This is a genomic window from Leptotrichia sp. oral taxon 218 (assembly GCF_018128225.1).
Classification (GTDB): Bacteria; Fusobacteriota; Fusobacteriia; order Fusobacteriales; family Leptotrichiaceae; genus Leptotrichia.
In genome coordinates, this window is sequence record NZ_CP072377.1 from 921,347 (window position 1) to 938,992 (window position 17,646).

General features: G+C 24.7%; 21 protein-coding genes. 20 read left to right on the plus strand and 1 reads right to left on the minus strand.

Going from position 1 to position 17,646, the window contains the following annotated elements; all coding sequences use genetic code 11:
* Positions 1 to 103 precede the first annotated feature (103 nt).
* Positions 104 to 454 (plus strand): hypothetical protein, encoded by a 351-nt coding sequence (locus J5A73_RS04265; RefSeq protein ID WP_211616939.1) that lies wholly within the window; start codon positions 104 to 106, stop codon positions 452 to 454.
* Positions 455 to 846: 392 nt separating this feature from the next.
* Here J5A73_RS04265 and J5A73_RS04270 read toward each other — a convergent pair whose 3' ends face one another.
* Complete coding sequence (locus tag J5A73_RS04270) at positions 847 to 2,199, minus strand: MATE family efflux transporter (protein ID WP_211616941.1); 1,353 nt, start codon at positions 2,197 to 2,199, stop codon at positions 847 to 849.
* A 320-nt stretch (positions 2,200 to 2,519) separates the two neighbouring features.
* On the opposite strand from J5A73_RS04270, the gene J5A73_RS04275 reads away from it, so the two are divergent.
* The 19 genes from J5A73_RS04275 (at position 2,520) to J5A73_RS04365 (ending at position 17,590) form a co-directional block, all read left to right on the plus strand.
* Complete coding sequence (locus tag J5A73_RS04275) at positions 2,520 to 3,155, plus strand: hypothetical protein (RefSeq protein ID WP_211616943.1); 636 nt, start codon at positions 2,520 to 2,522, stop codon at positions 3,153 to 3,155.
* A 234-nt stretch (positions 3,156 to 3,389) separates the two neighbouring features.
* Positions 3,390 to 4,313: a deoxyribonuclease IV gene (locus J5A73_RS04280; RefSeq protein WP_211616945.1), complete on the plus strand. Its 924-nt coding sequence runs from the start codon at positions 3,390 to 3,392 to the stop codon at positions 4,311 to 4,313.
* A 60-nt stretch (positions 4,314 to 4,373) separates the two neighbouring features.
* Positions 4,374 to 5,033, plus strand: a complete 660-nt coding sequence (locus J5A73_RS04285) for an NAD(P)H-dependent oxidoreductase (RefSeq protein ID WP_211617296.1) — start codon at positions 4,374 to 4,376, stop codon at positions 5,031 to 5,033.
* A 234-nt stretch (positions 5,034 to 5,267) separates the two neighbouring features.
* The gene (locus tag J5A73_RS04290; protein ID WP_249069397.1) at positions 5,268 to 5,600 is read left to right on the plus strand and encodes a YjdF family protein; all 333 of its coding nucleotides are present in this window, start codon (positions 5,268 to 5,270) and stop codon (positions 5,598 to 5,600) included.
* 61 nt (positions 5,601 to 5,661) lie between these two features.
* Entirely contained in the window at positions 5,662 to 5,835 is a 174-nt protein-coding gene (locus J5A73_RS04295; RefSeq protein WP_146960340.1) for a GNAT family acetyltransferase, read from the plus strand.
* Positions 5,835 to 6,425 carry a zeta toxin family protein gene (locus J5A73_RS04300; protein ID WP_060918192.1) on the plus strand — a complete coding sequence of 197 codons (591 nt, stop codon included), beginning with the start codon at positions 5,835 to 5,837 and terminating at the stop codon, positions 6,423 to 6,425. The genes J5A73_RS04295 and J5A73_RS04300 overlap by 1 nt, the downstream gene beginning before the upstream one ends.
* 7 nt (positions 6,426 to 6,432) lie before the next feature.
* Positions 6,433 to 6,723 carry a hypothetical protein gene (locus J5A73_RS04305; protein ID WP_211616947.1) on the plus strand — a complete coding sequence of 97 codons (291 nt, stop codon included), beginning with the start codon at positions 6,433 to 6,435 and terminating at the stop codon, positions 6,721 to 6,723.
* Between the two features lies 1 nt (position 6,724).
* Positions 6,725 to 7,288, plus strand: coding sequence for a hypothetical protein (locus J5A73_RS04310; protein ID WP_211616949.1), 564 nt, complete (start codon positions 6,725 to 6,727; stop codon positions 7,286 to 7,288).
* A gap of 6 nt (positions 7,289 to 7,294) precedes the next feature.
* Positions 7,295 to 7,984, plus strand: a complete 690-nt coding sequence (locus tag J5A73_RS04315; RefSeq protein ID WP_211616951.1) for a hypothetical protein — start codon at positions 7,295 to 7,297, stop codon at positions 7,982 to 7,984.
* Between the two features lies 1 nt (position 7,985).
* Positions 7,986 to 8,558 (plus strand): hypothetical protein, encoded by a 573-nt coding sequence (locus J5A73_RS04320; protein ID WP_211616953.1) that lies wholly within the window; start codon positions 7,986 to 7,988, stop codon positions 8,556 to 8,558.
* Positions 8,559 to 8,663: 105 nt separating this feature from the next.
* Positions 8,664 to 8,894 (plus strand): hypothetical protein, encoded by a 231-nt coding sequence (locus J5A73_RS04325; protein ID WP_211616955.1) that lies wholly within the window; start codon positions 8,664 to 8,666, stop codon positions 8,892 to 8,894.
* 1,031 nt (positions 8,895 to 9,925) lie between these two features.
* Positions 9,926 to 10,684, plus strand: a complete 759-nt coding sequence (locus J5A73_RS04330) for a hypothetical protein (protein ID WP_211616957.1) — start codon at positions 9,926 to 9,928, stop codon at positions 10,682 to 10,684.
* 292 nt (positions 10,685 to 10,976) lie between these two features.
* Entirely contained in the window at positions 10,977 to 12,632 is a 1,656-nt protein-coding gene (locus J5A73_RS04335; RefSeq protein WP_211616959.1) for an AAA family ATPase, read from the plus strand.
* 18 nt (positions 12,633 to 12,650) lie between these two features.
* Complete coding sequence (locus J5A73_RS04340) at positions 12,651 to 13,037, plus strand: hypothetical protein (RefSeq protein WP_211616961.1); 387 nt, start codon at positions 12,651 to 12,653, stop codon at positions 13,035 to 13,037.
* Between the two features lie 108 nt (positions 13,038 to 13,145).
* On the plus strand, positions 13,146 to 13,325 hold the full coding sequence (locus J5A73_RS04345) for a hypothetical protein (RefSeq protein ID WP_211616963.1): 180 nt from the start codon (positions 13,146 to 13,148) through the stop codon (positions 13,323 to 13,325).
* Positions 13,326 to 13,519: 194 nt separating this feature from the next.
* Positions 13,520 to 14,203, plus strand: a complete 684-nt coding sequence (locus J5A73_RS04350) for an SMI1/KNR4 family protein (protein ID WP_211616965.1) — start codon at positions 13,520 to 13,522, stop codon at positions 14,201 to 14,203.
* A gap of 7 nt (positions 14,204 to 14,210) precedes the next feature.
* Complete coding sequence (locus tag J5A73_RS04355) at positions 14,211 to 14,603, plus strand: hypothetical protein (protein ID WP_211616967.1); 393 nt, start codon at positions 14,211 to 14,213, stop codon at positions 14,601 to 14,603.
* Between the two features lie 378 nt (positions 14,604 to 14,981).
* On the plus strand, positions 14,982 to 16,634 hold the full coding sequence (locus tag J5A73_RS04360) for an AAA family ATPase (RefSeq protein ID WP_211616969.1): 1,653 nt from the start codon (positions 14,982 to 14,984) through the stop codon (positions 16,632 to 16,634).
* A gap of 26 nt (positions 16,635 to 16,660) precedes the next feature.
* Entirely contained in the window at positions 16,661 to 17,590 is a 930-nt protein-coding gene (locus tag J5A73_RS04365; protein WP_211616971.1) for a hypothetical protein, read from the plus strand.
* Positions 17,591 to 17,646 lie beyond the last annotated feature (56 nt).

A 17,646-nucleotide genomic window follows, 5' to 3' on the forward strand; every position in this document is an offset into this window, starting at 1 on the left:
AACTCATTTGACCTTTGTAAGTTTTCTTTTTTGGATTTTTCTTTTTTGGACAATTTTTTTTGTTTATAAAAAAGGAAATAGAGAAAATTTGAGTTTTAATATCATGTTTTTAATTTTTATCGCAGTTTCAATGGCTGTAGATATTTCAAGAGTTTTTTTAGAAAGTTCGCCATATTTTAATGATTTGGTAACTTCTTCGCAAGAATTGGCAACACGGATAGGATTAATAAGAGTGGCGTACATATTTTTTTCAATTTCCTTATTCTTTTGTATGTGCAACACAAAAAATTTTTTTTTAATAGCAATTTCAATATTAACTTTTGCAAATTCAATAATGATTTGGTTGGATTTTGATGCAAATATAACAGCAATTTTAAGAATATTAGCAGGTATCATGTGCATTTTATTTTACGGATATGAATTAATAAATTCAAATTTTATAAAAAAAAAATAAATAAATTAACAATAAAATAATTTTTAGCTCTAGTGTTTATTTATAATAAAAATTAAATTATAAATAAAGAACTGGAGTTTTTTATTTAAAAAAATAAATAATTTGAATAAATAAAAATAAAGAGTATTAATAATATTTTTTAAAAAATATTATCGGACATTATTTTTATAAAAATATAAATTTTAAATCAATACAAAATACACAACCTTTTAAAAAATTTAGTAAAAAAAAAATAAAATAATAAACAACAGATTTTTCATTATTTATTATTTTATTTATTTAATTAACTATTCTAAATATCACATTTTCAATATTTTATATGTATTCTTTAATTTTTTTGTAAATATTTCACAAATAAAGTTGAGTGTTTGATCATAATTAACAAATTTAATTTAAACACATTTTTTCAACCAATTTATTTTTAAAACTAAAATAAAAAATAAAAGTCCAGCACATATATTTGAAAATAAATTTCCCCAAAAAACAGAGTAAACTCCTAAAAATGATTTTGTAAAAAGTATGAATAAATATCTAAAAAGCCAAATCCTTAAAATTGACATAAACATTGGAACTTTTGTTCGACCAAGAGCGATGAAAACTCCTTGACAAACGCAGAAAACTCCAAAACTTATTACGGAGTAAGTGTAAATATTTAAGGCTTTATTTGCAATTTCTAAAACAGATTTTTCTCTTGTGAAAGATAAAGTTAGTATTTTATCTAAAGGTAAAATTAAAGCGATTATTAAAATTGCTATGGCTATGCTTGTCGCTATTCCACAATAAAAAATTTTTTTAGATTTTTTGATATTTCCAATTCCCATATTCATGCTTATCATATTTGTGACAGTTATTCCGATAGAAGCTGGTAAAATAAAGCAAATTGAATTTATATTGGCTGCGATTCCTTGAGCATTTAAAGAAATTGCTCCATATGTTTCAACTTCCTTGTTTATCAAAAAAAATCCTAGCTGAATTAACATATAGCTTATCATTGATGGAAAACCTATTCGAAGTAACTTTCTTATAATTGGTGGAATAAATTTATACTTTTTTAATTCCATACGCATAATATCTTTTTTTATAAATAAATCGTGATACATCCAAATTGTAACGGCAATGTATGAACAAAGTGTTGCTATTACAGCTCCAAATATTTTTAACTTGAAAAAATATAGAAAAATTGTGTTAAAAATAATTTTTAAAATAAGTAAGATAAAAACTCTTATTAATGGAACTTCTGGTCGTCCAATAGAATTTTTTGCAGCATTATAAATTGAAGCTAAAAAATTAAATGGAATTACTAAAGAATAAAGTGAGATATAAATAAACACATTATTTTTTATTTCTGGAGTTGTATATTTAGCTATAAAAAAAGCTAAAATTACACAGACAGGAATTAATCCTAAACCGACGAAAAAACTAAATACAAAAATTTGTAAGGTCGTTTCTTTTACGGCACGAATAATTCCACGACCATAGAGTTTTCCAATCATTGCCATTGCGGCAGCACCAAGTCCTTGCGAGAGAGCTATCATTGTATTTAAAATTGGCTGACTAAATGAAACTGAACTTGCAACAAGCACACCGCCTAAATTATTTAAGAAAAGTCCGTCTGAAAGCGGAATTAGCGCTTGTATTATTCCGACCATAAGAGTTGGGACTGATAAAAATAAAAGTGTCGTTAAAATATTTCCATTTAAAATCATTTCACGGCGCTCTTCTGCTGATTGTTTTGAAAATAACATAAAAATCTCTCCTTTTCTATAAAATAAGGTTTTTTATATTTTTAAAATAATATTTTTTCAGTTGCTAAATTATATGATAACATTTAAAAGAAAAAAAATCAAATATTTATAATTTTTATATTACGAAATAGCAGAACAAAATTATTTTTTTTATAAAATAAATATGTTTGCATATCTTAAAATCGTTTGATATAATATTAATATAATTATTTTAAAAATAAAAAAATTATATATTAAAAAGAGAAAATAAAAAAAATAAAAAAGAAAAAAGAGAAAAGAAGAGAAAAGAAAAAAGAAAAGAAAGGAAGGAATTAAAAAAAATGAAAAATTTTATGTTTGACAATACAAAAAAATTAACAAAAAATCAAAAATATACTCAAGCTGAATTGTTTAAAATGATTTTAGAAAATGAAGATTTGAGAGAAAAAACAGAAGCATTATTTGCATTGGATTTTAAAGAATTGTCATCGGTGAAAGATGAATATCCAGATTATGAATTTAATATTGATGGAAAGGTTTTTGCCGAAGATGGTGGAGCTGGGGTTTATGTTTTGCTGGAAGATGGCAGTATTGGATTTGTCTGTTTTGATTCTCCGCTTGAGTGCGGGAGAATCGCTGAGAATTTGGTAGAATGGTTTGAACTGCTTTTAAATTGTGCTAATTTTTGGTGGAATTATGCGAATAGGGAATATTTGGAAAATTTTGAAATGCTAGAAAAGGAAGTGGAAAAAGCAGAACCAGAAGGGCGAGAAGATTTTGAAGATGCTTATGGGGACGATATGCCGTCTTATCTTGAATTGCAAAAGGAATTGTCGGAGAAACTGGATATAAAAATATACGACAATATTGCAAAAGATGTTTTACAAAGATTTTTTAAAACGGCGGAAAGAGAGCCTAAGTTTACAACAAAATATGTTCCAGATGATGAAATTGCAGAAGAATTAATAAAGAATTAGGAAGATAATCTATAAGAGTTAAATAGATTTAGAAAAAAATATAATTATAATATGGAAAAATATTAAAAAAAAAATGAATAGTCGAAAAAAATTTTTAGAGTTAAGAAAAAAGAGAACTATTTGAATTATTAATTTTGTAAAATTATAAACAATATGATTGATATAATTGATAAGATAGTTATAAATTGTAACTAACTAGAATAAATATAAAATATAGAGAGGGAAAAATAGAAAATGTCAAAAAAAGAAATTTTTAAAATCGGATCGCATGTGGGAATGAGCGGGAAAGATATGTTTCTGGGTTCTGTGAAAGAAGCTATTTCTTATGGGTCAAATACTTTTATGATTTATACTGGAGCACCGCAAAATACTCGAAGAAAGCCAATTGAAGAATTGAATATTGAAGCTGGGCTTAAACTTATGGGAGAAAATGGTATTGATATAAATGACATTGTTGTTCATGCTCCGTATATTATAAATCTTGGAAATACGGTAAAGCCTGAAACTTTTGAGATTGCAGTGCAGTTTTTGAGAACAGAGATTGAAAGAACAGATGCTATTGGGGCAAAAAGGATTGTTCTTCATCCAGGTGCTCACATTGGAGAAGGTGCAGAAGTTGGAATTAATAAAATTATTGAAGGATTGAATGAAGTTTTGACAAAAGATCAGAAAACAACTGTGGCACTTGAGACGATGGCTGGGAAAGGTACGGAAATTGGGAGAAGTTTTGAGGAAATTGCGAAAATTATTGATGGTGTGAAATTGAAAGATAAACTTAGTGTTTGTTTTGATACTTGCCATGTTCATGATGCTGGGTATGATATTGTGAATGATTTTGAAGGAGTTATTGAGCAGTTTGACAAAATTGTTGGAATTGACAGAATTTCAGTAATTCACTTAAATGATAGTAAAAATCCTGTTGGAGCACATAAAGACAGACATGAAAATATTGGTTTTGGTTATATTGGATTTGAAGTGTTGAATAAAATTGCACATTTTGAGAAATTTTCTCATTTGCCTAAGATTTTGGAAACACCTTATGTGGCTTTGAGTGATGATAAGAAGGCTAAAAAAGTTCCGCCGTATAAATTTGAGATTGAAATGCTTAGAGCTGGGAAATTTGATGAAGATGTGATGGAGAAGATAAAAAATCAATAAAATTTTTTTGAGATAAATATAGAATTAAAAATAAAAAAATAATAGAAAGAAGTGGTTGAAATGACAAAAAATGAAGAAATATTGGAAGTATTTAATAAAAGATATGCTTGCAAAAAATTTAGTACAGAAAAAAGAGTGTCTGATGAAGATTTGAAGACAATTTTGGAAAGTGCGAGATTGTCACCGAGTTCATTTGGTATGGAGCCTTGGAAATTTTTACTTTTAAGAAATGAAGAAATGAGAAATGATTTTAGACAATTTGCTTGGGGAGCTTTGAATAGCTTGAATGGAGCAACTGAAATTGTGATAATTTTGGCAAGAAAAGATGTTACTGGAGATAGTGAATATTTTAGAGATAATTGGAAAAACTTGAAGAAAGTTTCTGATGAAGCATTTGAAGCGGTGAAAGATAAATTTACGAAATTTCAGAAAGAACATTTAAAATTATTGGAAAATGAAAGAACACTTTTTGACTGGGCTTCTAAACAAACTTATATTGCACTTGGAAATATGATGACAGTTGCGGCTTATTTAGGAATTGACAGTTGTGCGATTGAAGGATTTAATAAAGAGCAATTGGAAAAATATTTGTCAGATATGGGACTTCTTGACTTGAATGTGTATGGAGTTTCTGTGATGGTAAGTTTTGGATATAGGGATGAAGAGCAACCTAAAAAGATAAGACGAGAGTTAAAAGATGTTTTGGAAATAATTGAATAAAAATTATAAAAAATATCTTAAAAAATAAATAAATATAAATAAAGATAAAAACACAGTTCTGGTTGGTAGTCCAGACGCAGTAATGTAAGTAACCTGCCTCCTTAGGTTTGTCCATTCTTTATTATAAATTTTTTAAAGGAGGCTGAAATTTATGAAAAAAATTTCAGGAAAATTGACAGTTTTTTTGAAAATCCGTTTTGGGTAGGAATTTTTGAAAATTTTGAAAATGATAATTTGTCAGTTTGTAAAGTAACTTTTGGTTCAGAACCTAAAGAATATGAAATTTATGATTTTATATTGGAAAGGTTTGATACTTTAAAATTTAGTAATGAGATGAAGTCAAATTTTGATGAAAAAGTAAAAAATCCAAAACGGAGACAACGAGAAATAAAAAAAGAACTTCAAAGTAAAAAATTTTTGAAAAAATCGGAAGAAATTTTAAAATTACAGTATGAAGAAAATAAAAAAGAAAGAAGAATTAAAACAAAAAAAGAAAAAGAACTTGAAAAACAGAGAAAATTTTTATTGAAACATGAGAAAAAGAAACAGAAACATAAAGGGAAATAAAAAATTATTATTTAATTAGTCAAAAATATTGAGAATAATAAAAAAATATTGGGAGGAAAAAGTGGATTTAAAAAAAGAAAATTTAAAAGAATTTATATTGAAATTGAATCAAAAAGATATTAATGAATTAATGTCAAATTCTGAAAAAGAAGAAGATATAATTTTTTATAATAAATTGTTTAATTTAATTTTGGAAACAAAGCAAGACGAATTGATAAAAAAAGGTGTGTTTTAATGAAAAAAGTTTTATATATTTTTGCGGGAGTAAATGGAGCAGGAAAATCAACTCTGTATAATTCTGAAAATTTAGACAATAATATAAAATACAGTACAAGAATTAATACAGATGAAATTGTTAGAAAAATCGGAGATTGGAAAAATAATTCTGATCAAATAAAAGCAGCAAAAATGGCGATAAATATAAGAAATGACTGCTTAAAACATGGAAAATCATTTAATGAGGAAACAACTTTAACTGGGAAAACTATTTTAAAAACTATTGATAAGGCAAAAAAATTAGGTTATGAGTTACAATTATTCTATGTTGGAGTTAATAGTCCTGAAATAGCAAAAAAAAGAATAAAAAATAGAGTTGAAAAAGGTGGTCATAATATAGCTGATGAAATAGTTGAAAAAAGATATTATGAGTCTTTAGAAAATTTAAAACAAGTGATTTTAAAATTTGATGAAATCTATTTTTATGATAATTCTGAAAAGTATAAAAATATTTTTTCGGTTATGAATAATAAGATTTTTTATAAGGATAAAAACTTTAATTGGTCAAAAGAAGCTATAGAAGTGATTGAAAATAGAGAGAAAATATGAAAATGCTTTGAGAGAACAAGAAAGATTAATTGATCAAAGAAAGAAAAATGTAAAGGATATGCTTATGAATGTTCCAAGAGTAAATCCAGATTATGGAAAAGATATGGATAAGGATTTGTTTAATGCAAGGGATAATGCCTTAACAGAACAGTTGAACAAAGATTTTCCAAGAAATAATCCATATAGGAATATCAATCCTGATGAGGGTTTAAATATGCCAAAACCTGAAATAAATAGAGAAAAATCTCAAAATATAAATGAACAGTTAAAGAAATTGAGAGAAAGAGTAGGTAACTAAGATGAAAAAGTTAAAGTTTATATTATTGATTTTGGTAAGTATTTTCTGTTTAAATTCCTGTCTTACAACAGCTTTTGTTATAGCTTCAATGCAGGGGGATGGTTTATTGCCTACTCCCGAACTAAAAAACAATACTTACCATGGAAATAATAAAAAAATAAATTCATTAATTCTTAGTGGAAACAAGAAAAAAATGAGAATTAAAAATACTAATAAAGAAATTTTAGTACCAGAAGGTTTTGATTTAAGAGAAAGTCCGATTTTTTTATTTAACAATTCTTTAAGCTCTGTTAAACCATTAAGGTTTTATCTTTATTACAAAAATGAAGAACGCCCTTTGCCGTTATATATTTATACTGAAAATTTTGAAGAATTTTCAAAAAAAGAAAATTTAGTTAAAATAAATGAAAATACATACTTTAACAAATTCGAAGATAATAGTAAGAAAATTAAATTAGATCAAATTATTAAAAAAATTGATGATAATATTTTTGCAGTTGTCAATATTGCTGATATGAAAGATATTTCTAAAAATTTCTTTTTAGAGTTGATGAAAGATTGGTAAAAAGTTTTGAATAAAAAAGTTGGAAGAGAGGAAACAGGAGCATTATTACCACTGCCTACAATATTGGATCCAGATAAACATAAAGAAGTGATTGATCAATATGAAAAAGCTAAACAGGATGCTATAAATGAAGGCAGAGATGTAGATGAAGCTATAAAAAAATGGAAAAGAGATTGGGCTTCACAAAAAGAAAATGGGAATTCTATTCCTATAACTCCAGATGATGTAGAAAAAATTGCTGAAAATTATGAGCTGGATAAAAATGATAAAAATTATACAAAAAAATTAAACAAACTTTTAAAACAAACTTTAAATGACAAGCATGGTTCTTATATCTATGAATCAGCAAAATTAGGTACAGAAATAACGGATATATTTAAAAAAGCATCAGAAAATGGAGGATTGACAGAAGATGATAAAAAAAATATTAGAGAAAAATATTATCAAAATCAAGAAAATTTAATAGATTTATTTAAAAAAAGTCCTCCAATAAAAGCTAATTCCAAAGAATTAAATAAAGCAGTCGAAGAAAGCAATAAAGATGTTTTCGGAAATCAATATGAAAAAGGTAGATACAATACAGAATTTCATATTAATACAGCTCCGAACTTAAATAACAGCAGAGGAGAAGATTTTAAGAGAACTAAAGAAATTGAAGATGTTTTAAAAAAATTAAAAGGAAGAGTAGGTAATTAATATGAAAAAGACAAAGTATTTTATTATGGGATTTATCTTTTTATTGTTTCTAAATTCGTGCGGTTATCTTCAATATGCCTATGAACAGGCTGTAGTAGCTTATGGTGGAATTCCCTCCACTTATACTGATGGTAATGCAGATCAGTATAAGAAAGATGGACCACAAGCAATATATAATCCTAAATATAAACAGAAAATAGAATTATTATTACAAGATATAGTAAATAGGGGGTTAACAGAAAAAAATATATATTATGTTGATGGAAAAGAAATTATATTATGGTTACCAGAAGGAGTAGTAATGGGAAAATATACTCAAACTCTTAAAGATGCAAAAACAGGATATGGTCTTCCTTTTCGTTTTGATTATGAGAAAACATGTCCGGGGAAAATAATAGAAAACTCAATGAATAATATATATAGTGGATTAAAATCTATTTCTAATTTAAATGAATATATATCGGTATACTCTTATGAGACAGAAAAATCTTATAAAAATGCAAAAGAAATATTAACAAAAATTAAAGAAAAAAATGGATTTACTCATAATTGTGTTGACAGTAAATTTGAGTAATTTATTGATTTTTTGAGAATTTGTTCTTGAAAAAAGGAGGAAGTGAAATGAAAAAATTATTATTAGGAACTATATTTACAATCTGCTGCTAAAAGGGATCATAAATTGGATATTGATTTATGGAAAAAATATGGAACTGGACCAACTGATAAAACGACTAAAAAACTGAGATATAGATTAGGAGACCTAAAATTAGGTGCATATATTCAAGCTAATTATGATAATCTAAAAAAAAGGGCAAATAAAAATAACGGTAGAATTTCATTAACAGAACTAGAAAATGAGTTAGTTAAAACTATCATAGATATATATGAATTATTTAATTTGGAGGAATAAAATGAGACTGAATAGTTTGAAGAAATTAATATTTTTTTTAGATTTACATTTTATAATTATAAATGTCTTATTCTGTTTTTACATTTTATCTTTAGATTCTGGATTATTAATCTATTATTTATTCTTAAATTTTTTTAAATTATTATTTTCAATAATAATAATGTTTATATTAAAAATAATAATAATATTTTTTGTTATTCCTTTTTATGATAAGCAAAATAATTTAATTTTAAAAAATATTATAAAATATTTAATATATATTATCTATTGCATTATAATAAATTTAATTTTAATTTATTTGTTTACAGATTTGAATAATATTTTATGGATGTAATAAATTATTAAAAAGGAGTAAAATATGTTAAAAAAAATAGAAACAATATTGTTAGCTAATTTTGGATTATTAATATACATTTTATTTGGAAAATAAATATAAATATAAATAAATTAATTAATATGTTTATTATTAATGTTGTTATAATTACTTTTTCTGTTTTCAGTGAAAAAATAATAAAAATAAAAATAGATATGATTTTTTATTTTTTGTTAATAGATTTGATAGGTATTCTTTTATTAGCAAATAAATAAATAAATTAAGAAAGAGAATATGCCCAAAATCTCTGATATAAAGTAAAAATATCATTTTTTCTCACATTTTTCATACATTCCAAATAATTAATACAAAAAATTTTAGTTATATTAAATTCGCCCATATAACCCTACAATCCAAAATTTTCATTTAAGGCATTAAAGTTTTTACCAAAAGATGTTATATGGGCTTTAAAAATGATACTTTTAAACAAACTTAGATTGCTAGTACATCATATTCAATCTGTTTTTTTCAATAAGATATTTTAAATATTTAATTTTAAAAAGAAATAATATAGATGAACTTAATTATAGTGAAAATATAATTTCTGAAAAAATAAAAAATCAAAGTTTCAATTAGAAAAATTCTGAAATTATTAAGTTTAACGGAAAAGAAATTTATATAGAACAAAAATCAAATATAAAAAAATAGGAGGTAATTTATGAGGAAAAAATACATAATATTGTTAATTATTTTATTTCAAAGTATTGTATATTGTAACTCAAATAAATTAATTAATTTGGGATTACATAGTATGAAAAAAGATGAATCAGCAATTGGTGCTGAAATAACGGGTGGATTTGATTATGTTTTAAACAATGATAATTTTAATACATATGTTATGTATTTTAAGGTATATGAAAATCCAGAAAATTCGTATGGTGTTGAATATATAAAAAATTATGATAATAAAGACGAAGTACTCAAATTTTTTTTATCTAAAAAAATAGAGGAATATTATTCTAGAGAGTATATTCCACTAAAAAATGGAGAGAAGTTTTTATATGGAAAATTAGTTTGGGATAATTTAAAATTTAAAAATTCAACAAAATTAGAATTATATTATATTAATAAAGATGATATTGAAATAAAAAAAGTTTATTTCTTTGATAAAATAATTCCTTCAAGTCTATATGATAAATTTGATTATTTTGAAGAAGAAGGGTACTATCCTATATCAATTATTAATGAAGAATTTACAATATTTACTGAAAATAAGATAATTCATAAAAAAAGTCCTTATTTACTGAGTTATGAAAAGAAATTTGTAGAAAAAATATTTGAGTTATTTAAAGATAAAATTCCAAAAGAATATTTTGAATATAGAGAAAAAGGGAAATTTGTAACACAATTTGAAAAAGAACAGGATAAAAATAATGAAAAAAGAAAAAAATTAGAAACAAAAATAAATGATTTATAGAATATATTAGAATATTGAAAAGAGAGTGTCTAGTATTTTATGCAAACTCAAAATATAATGCCAGAGTGCATAAAAATTTTGTACAAATTCAGAATCAAAGTTGAGACAGTCTCTTTTAGATTTTTATCAATGTTCTCCAGTCCATATCCCTAAACCAATTCTCAAAATATTTCAAATCCTCAAATTTAAAAAGAAAGCATCACAGAGCGTTCAAATGACTTTATTTTAAATATCAAGTTGTGGTATAATTAATATATTGAAATTTATAAAAAATAAAAGAGGGAGTGATTTTATGAGAAAAAAAGCTGTTCCTGTGGGGATTGAAGATTTTAAAGAGTTGATACAAGATGAATATTATTATGCAGATAAAACTTTATTAATAGACGAAATGTTAATGAATAAATCAAAAGTTACATTATTTACAAGACCACGAAGATTTGGAAAAACATTGAATATGTCGATGTTGAAATATTTTTTTGATGTAAAAGATAAAGAAGAAAATAAAAAGCTTTTTGAAAATTTGAAAATACATAATAGTGAATATATGAGCGAACAAGGGAAATATCCTGTAATTTTCGTTTCACTGAAGGATTTAAAAGAAGATACTTGGGAAGAATGTCTTGAAAGCGTTAAGGATATTATGTATAAAATTTTTAATGAATATAACTTTTTAAGAGAAAAATTAAATGTTGTTGAAAAAAGACAATTTGATAAAATTTGGGAAATAACAGGAAATGAGAGAAATTTTAAAACATCACTCCTAGATTTATCAAATTATTTAAATAAATATTATGGAGAAAAAGTCATAATTTTAATTGATGAATACGACGCTCCAATAATAAATGCCTTTGATAAAGGATACTACAATGAAGCAATAAACTTTTTTCAAACATTTTACAGTTCAGCATTAAAGACTAATAATTCCTTGAAATATGGTATTTTGACAGGCATAACAAGGATTATAAAGGAAGGAATATTTTCAGGTTTAAATAATTTAAAAGTAGATACAATATTGAACAAAAAATATTCAGAATATTTTGGACTTCTTGAAAGTGAGGTAATTGAAATGCTTGATTACTTTGGTATGAAATATAAAATTGAAGAGGTTAAAGAATGGTATAATGGATATTTATTTGGAGAAAGTGAAGTGTATAATCCATGGTCTATTGTAAATTATATTGACAATGGAGAAATCAAGGCATATTGGGCAAATGTTTCGGGGAATACGCTTTTAGAGAATATGCTTGATAATGCTGGGGAAGGTGTTTATGATGATTTAAAACAATTTACTGATGGAGAAAGTATCGAAAAATATATTTCAGATGGAACAACGATAAAAAGTCTTTTAAGTAACGACGATGAGATATGGCAATTACTTTTATATAGCGGATATTTGACAAAAGCTAAAAATCAGGACAAGGAATCCGATTCAAATATTTATAATTTAAAGATACCAAACAAGGAAATACGGAAATATTTTGGGAATATGTTCTTGAACAGATTTTTTGGAACAGAAGTAAAAACAAATATTTTGATAAAAGCACTTGAAAATGGAGACATTAAGAAATTTGAGAAAACATTAGGAGAAATAATGATAAATATGTTAAGTCATTTTGACTTGGATAAGGAAATGGAAAAGATTTATCAGGTTTTTATGATAGGGCTTGTTGGATTTTTGATGGGGAAATATGAGATTATTTCAAATGATGAAAGTGGATATGGAAGATACGATCTTGCAATGATTCCAATAAAAAGTAATGAGAAGGCGTATCTCATGGAATTTAAAATATCGAAGACGAAAAAGAGGATGGAAGAGAGGGCACAGAAGGCGTTGAAGCAGATTGATGAGAAGAAATATGATACGAAGCTTAAGGCAAGAGGGATAAAGAATATTTTGAAGATTGGGGTTGCGTTTTATGGGAAAGAAGTGAAGGTTGTTTTTAAATAGAGGTTTAAAGGTATTATAATGAATAAGCAATTAGAACAATTAAAAAATATAATTATGAAATATTATAAAAAAGAAAGAAAAGAAGTATTTTTGAAACAATTAGAAAAAAATTTTATATTAAAATATAAATTTAGAGAACTTTACGATATTGCTGATTTAAAAAATATGACAAAAGAAGAAACAGAAGTATTTTACGGAATGATGTATATTTATGCACATAAAATATTAAAACAGTTGATTATAAAATATTGTAAAGAAGACTATAAAGAAAAACTATTAGAAGCATTAAAAACTAATTTTGCTATTAGGTATATTGCTGTTGAATTTCCAAAACATATGATAGATGGAAAAATGACAAAAGAAGATGAGGAGATATATGGAGAAATTCTTAGGACTTATATTTAAATTATGGAGTGTACTTGAAACTTTGGACAACCAAATCGAAAACTAGTTTTCTGTTTGTTAAGATATAGTTATAGAAATATTTAATAATCTGAACAGAAAAAGTGAAAGTTGATTATAAATAGAGGTTTAAAGCAAGATGTGGAAATGCTAAAAAAAGAAGTTTCTATTGATGGTACAAAATATAAAGTTATTATTAATGACAGTCAACCAGTAAATACTTATACAAGTATTTCTGGAGTTGGAAAAGCAGAAATATCAAATTTGAATCATGCAGAAAAAAACTTTTAAGTTATATTCAAGATAATTATTCGAATCAAAGAATAAAACTGAAACTTGCTATTCAAAATACATCTATTTCAAAACCAGGAATGTATCCTAACTGTAATTCTTCAATGTTTGATTTTTTTAAAAATAATCCTGATATGAGAATAACTATTTATGAAGGAACAACAGAAATAAATCCATAAGTGAAAGGAGATAAAATGAATGAAAGATTTATGGATATGCTAAAAGAATATCTAAAAAAAAATGAAAGAAAAGCAATAGGATACAGTGAAGAAGAAATTACTAAAATTGAAAAGCTATATGATATAGAAGTAAAAGGAGATTTCAGGGAGTTCTTAAAATATGCTGGAAGATGTGATGGAGATTTGCTGGGAGATGATCCTATTATCTTATATAGGCAAACTTGGAATATACAGTCTTACTTAAGAAAAAATTATTTTAACTTTATAGATGAAGATTATACAGTATTACATGGCGATCTCCAAAAGAAACCATTTATATTTTCAATAGAAATGGAAACCTATTATTTTTATATAAGGACAGCAGATGATGATTTAAAGATATACTGTTTTGATGAGAATGACGAAATATTAAAGGATACTGGAATGAATTTTAATGAATATATGGTTGATTTAGTAGAAAGATACAATCCTGAATTAAAACCTACACTAGATTTTTCCACTGTAGGAGAATTACTGGTACAGTGTGATACATCTAAAAAAAGCATAATAGGATTAAAGGAAATAAGGGAATACATATCTTCAGAAAGAAAAGAAACCTCAGAGATTTTTATCCTTTTTGAAAAATATCTTAAAAAAAGTAAGAAGAAATTTACAGGATACAATGATGATGAGATAAAGGGGAATAGAGGAACTATATGATATAGAAGTGAAAGGAGATTTCAGGGAATATTTAAGTATAGCAGGAAAAAGTTTGGGAGGATTATTAGGTAAAAAAGAATTCTTATTATATAGTGATATTGGTGTAAGAGAAAGGATTTTATTGCAATTTTCACTTGAAAAAGAATTGAGAGAAAACGAATTGTATGATATCGTTGATGAGAAATTTTTTATTTTAGATTATAAAAATAATTCTGAATATATTTTTATAACAACTAAAAATAATGGGAAAATATATTATTATAGTAAAGATAGAAAAATTTTAAAAGAAGTAGAAAATAATTTTAATGATTATATTGTTAAATTAATAAAAAAATATAATCATAGTCTTATAGAGATAAAAAATGATATAACATCTGGAAATATTCTAAATATAATCTAAATAAATGGGCATATCTAAAATAAAAAAAGAAAAAAAATTCAAAATCTAATAAGGATGTGTAAACTTTTTTGTGCAAACTAATAGAAAATCTAGTAAATTCAGCACTTCGCTATTCTATTTAAATAAAAATTATTATACTCTCAATATGAAAAAAGTGGAAGATTCTTATAAATAGAGATTGTGAAAATTAATTTAAAATATTAATTTAAAAAAGTATTGGAAAGTTGATATGCTCATATGCTCTAAAAAACAAATTAAAGAGTCATATAGGAGTTTTTAAAATATCCCAGAATATTAAAATGACTTCATTTTAAATATCAAGTTATGGTATAATTAATATATTGAAAGTTATAAAAAAATAAAAGAGGGAGTGATTTTATGAGAAAAAAAGCTGTTCCTGTGGGGATTGAAGATTTTAAAGAGTTGATACAAGAAGGATATTACTATATAGATAAAACTTTACTAATAGATGAAATGTTAATGAACAGGTCGAAAGTTACATTATTTACAAGACCTCGACGATTTGGAAAAACATTGAATATGTCAATGTTGAAATATTTTTTTGATGTAAAAGATAAAGAAGAAAATAAAAAGCTTTTTGAAAATTTGAAAGTATTTGACAGTGAATATATGGTTGAACAGGGGAAATATCCTGTAATTTTTATTTCATTGAAGGATTTAAAAGGAAATAGTTGGAAAGAATGTTTAAAGAGATTGAAGTTATTTATTTTTGATTTATATGTTGAATTTGAGTATATTAGAGAAAAAATGAATGAATGGGATAAAAGAAAATTTGAAAAAGTACTTTATGAAAAAGAAGATGCAGACTATATAATGTCTTTAAAATTTTTAGCAGATAGTCTTTATAAGTATTATGGAGAAAAAGTCATAATTTTAATAGATGAATACGACGCTCCAATAATAAATGCCTTTGATAAAGGATACTACAATGAAGCAATAAACTTTTTTCAAACATTTTACAGTTCAGCATTAAAAACTAATAATTCCTTGAAATATGGTGTTTTAACGGGAATAACTAGAATCATAAAAGAAGGAATATTCTCTGGTTTAAATAATTTAAAAGTAGATACAATATTGAATAAAAAATATTCAGAATATTTTGGACTTCTTGAAGGTGAGGTAATTGAAATGCTTGATTATTTTGGTATGAAATACAAAATCGAAGAAGTTAAAGAATGGTATAATGGATATTTATTTGGAGAAAGTGAAGTTTATAATCCATGGTCTATTGTAAATTATATTGATAATGGAGAAATCAAGGCATATTGGGCGAATGTTTCAGGGAATACACTTTTAGAGAATATGCTTGATCATGCTGGAGAAAATGTTTATGATGATTTAAAACGATTTACTGATGGGGAAAGTATTGAAAAATATATTTCAGATGGAACAACGATAAAAAGTCTTTTAAGTAACGACGATGAGATATGGCAGTTACTTTTGTATAGCGGATATTTGACAAAAGCTAAAAATCAGGAAAAAGAATCCGATTCAAATATTTATAATTTAAAGATACCAAACAAGGAAATACGGAAATATTTTGGGAATATGTTCTTGAACAGATTTTTTGGAACAGAAGTAAAAACTAACATTTTGATAAAAGCACTTGAAAATGGAAATATTAAAAAATTTGAGAAGACATTGGGAGAAATAATGATAAATATGCTGAGTCATTTTGACTTGGATAAGGAAATGGAAAAAATATATCAAGTGTTTATGATAGGGCTTGTTGGATTTTTGATGGGGAAATATGAGATTATTTCAAATGATGAAAGCGGATATGGAAGATATGACCTTGCGATGATTCCGATAAAAAGTAATGAGAAGGCTTATCTTATGGAATTTAAAATATCGAAGACGAAAAAGGGTATGGAAGAGAAAGCAGAGAAGGCATTGAAGCAGATTGATGAGAAAAAATATGATACGAGATTGAAGGCAAGAGGGATAAAGAATATTTTGAAGATTGGGGTTGCGTTTTATGGGAAAGAAGTGAAGGTTGTTTTTAAATAGAGGTTTAAGTAAAGGTGGGAAATAAAGTGAGCTTAAAAAAAATAAAAGAAAATTTTTATGAAGAGTTAGGAATGAATAAATATGATTTTTTTAATAATTTAGTAAATGAAATAGGAAATTTTGCTTTTTTAATTTCTGAAATTTATAAAAGTGGAGAAGTTAAAACAAGTATTATTGAAAATTATGGTTATTATATTAGTAATGAAAGTTCTTTGTACATAGCAGAACTAAATGAAGCTAAGGAAATCAGAGTATATTATTCGTATGAGGAGTTATTTTATAGTTTTTATTTATATTATCTAAAAAATATGGCAGATTATAGTGATTTTATGCTTTTTATTGAACAAGAATTGTATAATTATACACAATATACAGATAATTTGAAAAAATATAAGATAAAGTTTGATTTAAATGATTTTTTAAATAGAGATAAATTAAGAAATTTTCTGATTGAATATAACAAAAAAGAAAATATTTATAATTATAATTTCATAAACTTTAATAGGAAATATATCAATTATTGGGATATCAATATATTAAAAAAATTTTATTCATTTTTATTAAAAGAAGGAAAATTAAAAGAAATTTTGAATAAAAAAGAAAAAAAGTATACATTGCCTAAAACGAACTTAGAAAAATTTATTATAAATATTTTGAAAAATAAAATTGAAATAGAATATAAAAATATTGAATTAGAATATTATGATAGTAGAGGTGTAGTAGGTTTTCAATACAAAGAAAAACTTGAAAAAAGTGATGTTGCATTATTGAAATATAAAAATATTAATGATTTAAAAGAAGAAAGATTTAGAAACTCTAGAGACGAAATGAATGTTGAGATAATTTCTAAAAAAGACTTTTTGAAAGAACTTGAAATTATTGTTAATGCTTATGAAGATATTTATAATGATAATGAAGTTCAGGAAATGTTTGAAAACTTTAAAAAAAATTTTTAGAAGAGAGAGTGTTCAGAATTTTGTGCAAATTCAAAATCTAAAATATAAATTAAGAT

Excerpts from the sequence above, each read along its gene's own strand:
- J5A73_RS04265 (WP_211616939.1), top strand. The coding sequence starts at position 104 with ATGTTTTTAATTTTTATCGCAGTTTCAATGGCTGTAGATATTTCAAGA.
- J5A73_RS04270 (WP_211616941.1), bottom strand. The coding sequence starts at position 2,199 with ATGTTATTTTCAAAACAATCAGCAGAAGAGCGCCGTGAAATGATTTTA.
- J5A73_RS04275 (WP_211616943.1), top strand. The coding sequence starts at position 2,520 with ATGAAAAATTTTATGTTTGACAATACAAAAAAATTAACAAAAAATCAA.
- J5A73_RS04280 (WP_211616945.1), top strand. The coding sequence starts at position 3,390 with ATGTCAAAAAAAGAAATTTTTAAAATCGGATCGCATGTGGGAATGAGC.
- J5A73_RS04285 (WP_211617296.1), top strand. The coding sequence starts at position 4,374 with ATGACAAAAAATGAAGAAATATTGGAAGTATTTAATAAAAGATATGCT.
- J5A73_RS04300 (WP_060918192.1), top strand. The coding sequence starts at position 5,835 with ATGAAAAAAGTTTTATATATTTTTGCGGGAGTAAATGGAGCAGGAAAA.
- J5A73_RS04310 (WP_211616949.1), top strand. The coding sequence starts at position 6,725 with ATGAAAAAGTTAAAGTTTATATTATTGATTTTGGTAAGTATTTTCTGT.
- J5A73_RS04320 (WP_211616953.1), top strand. The coding sequence starts at position 7,986 with ATGAAAAAGACAAAGTATTTTATTATGGGATTTATCTTTTTATTGTTT.
- J5A73_RS04330 (WP_211616957.1), top strand. The coding sequence starts at position 9,926 with ATGAGGAAAAAATACATAATATTGTTAATTATTTTATTTCAAAGTATT.
- J5A73_RS04335 (WP_211616959.1), top strand. The coding sequence starts at position 10,977 with ATGAGAAAAAAAGCTGTTCCTGTGGGGATTGAAGATTTTAAAGAGTTG.
- J5A73_RS04340 (WP_211616961.1), top strand. The coding sequence starts at position 12,651 with ATGAATAAGCAATTAGAACAATTAAAAAATATAATTATGAAATATTAT.
- J5A73_RS04350 (WP_211616965.1), top strand. The coding sequence starts at position 13,520 with ATGAATGAAAGATTTATGGATATGCTAAAAGAATATCTAAAAAAAAAT.
- J5A73_RS04360 (WP_211616969.1), top strand. The coding sequence starts at position 14,982 with ATGAGAAAAAAAGCTGTTCCTGTGGGGATTGAAGATTTTAAAGAGTTG.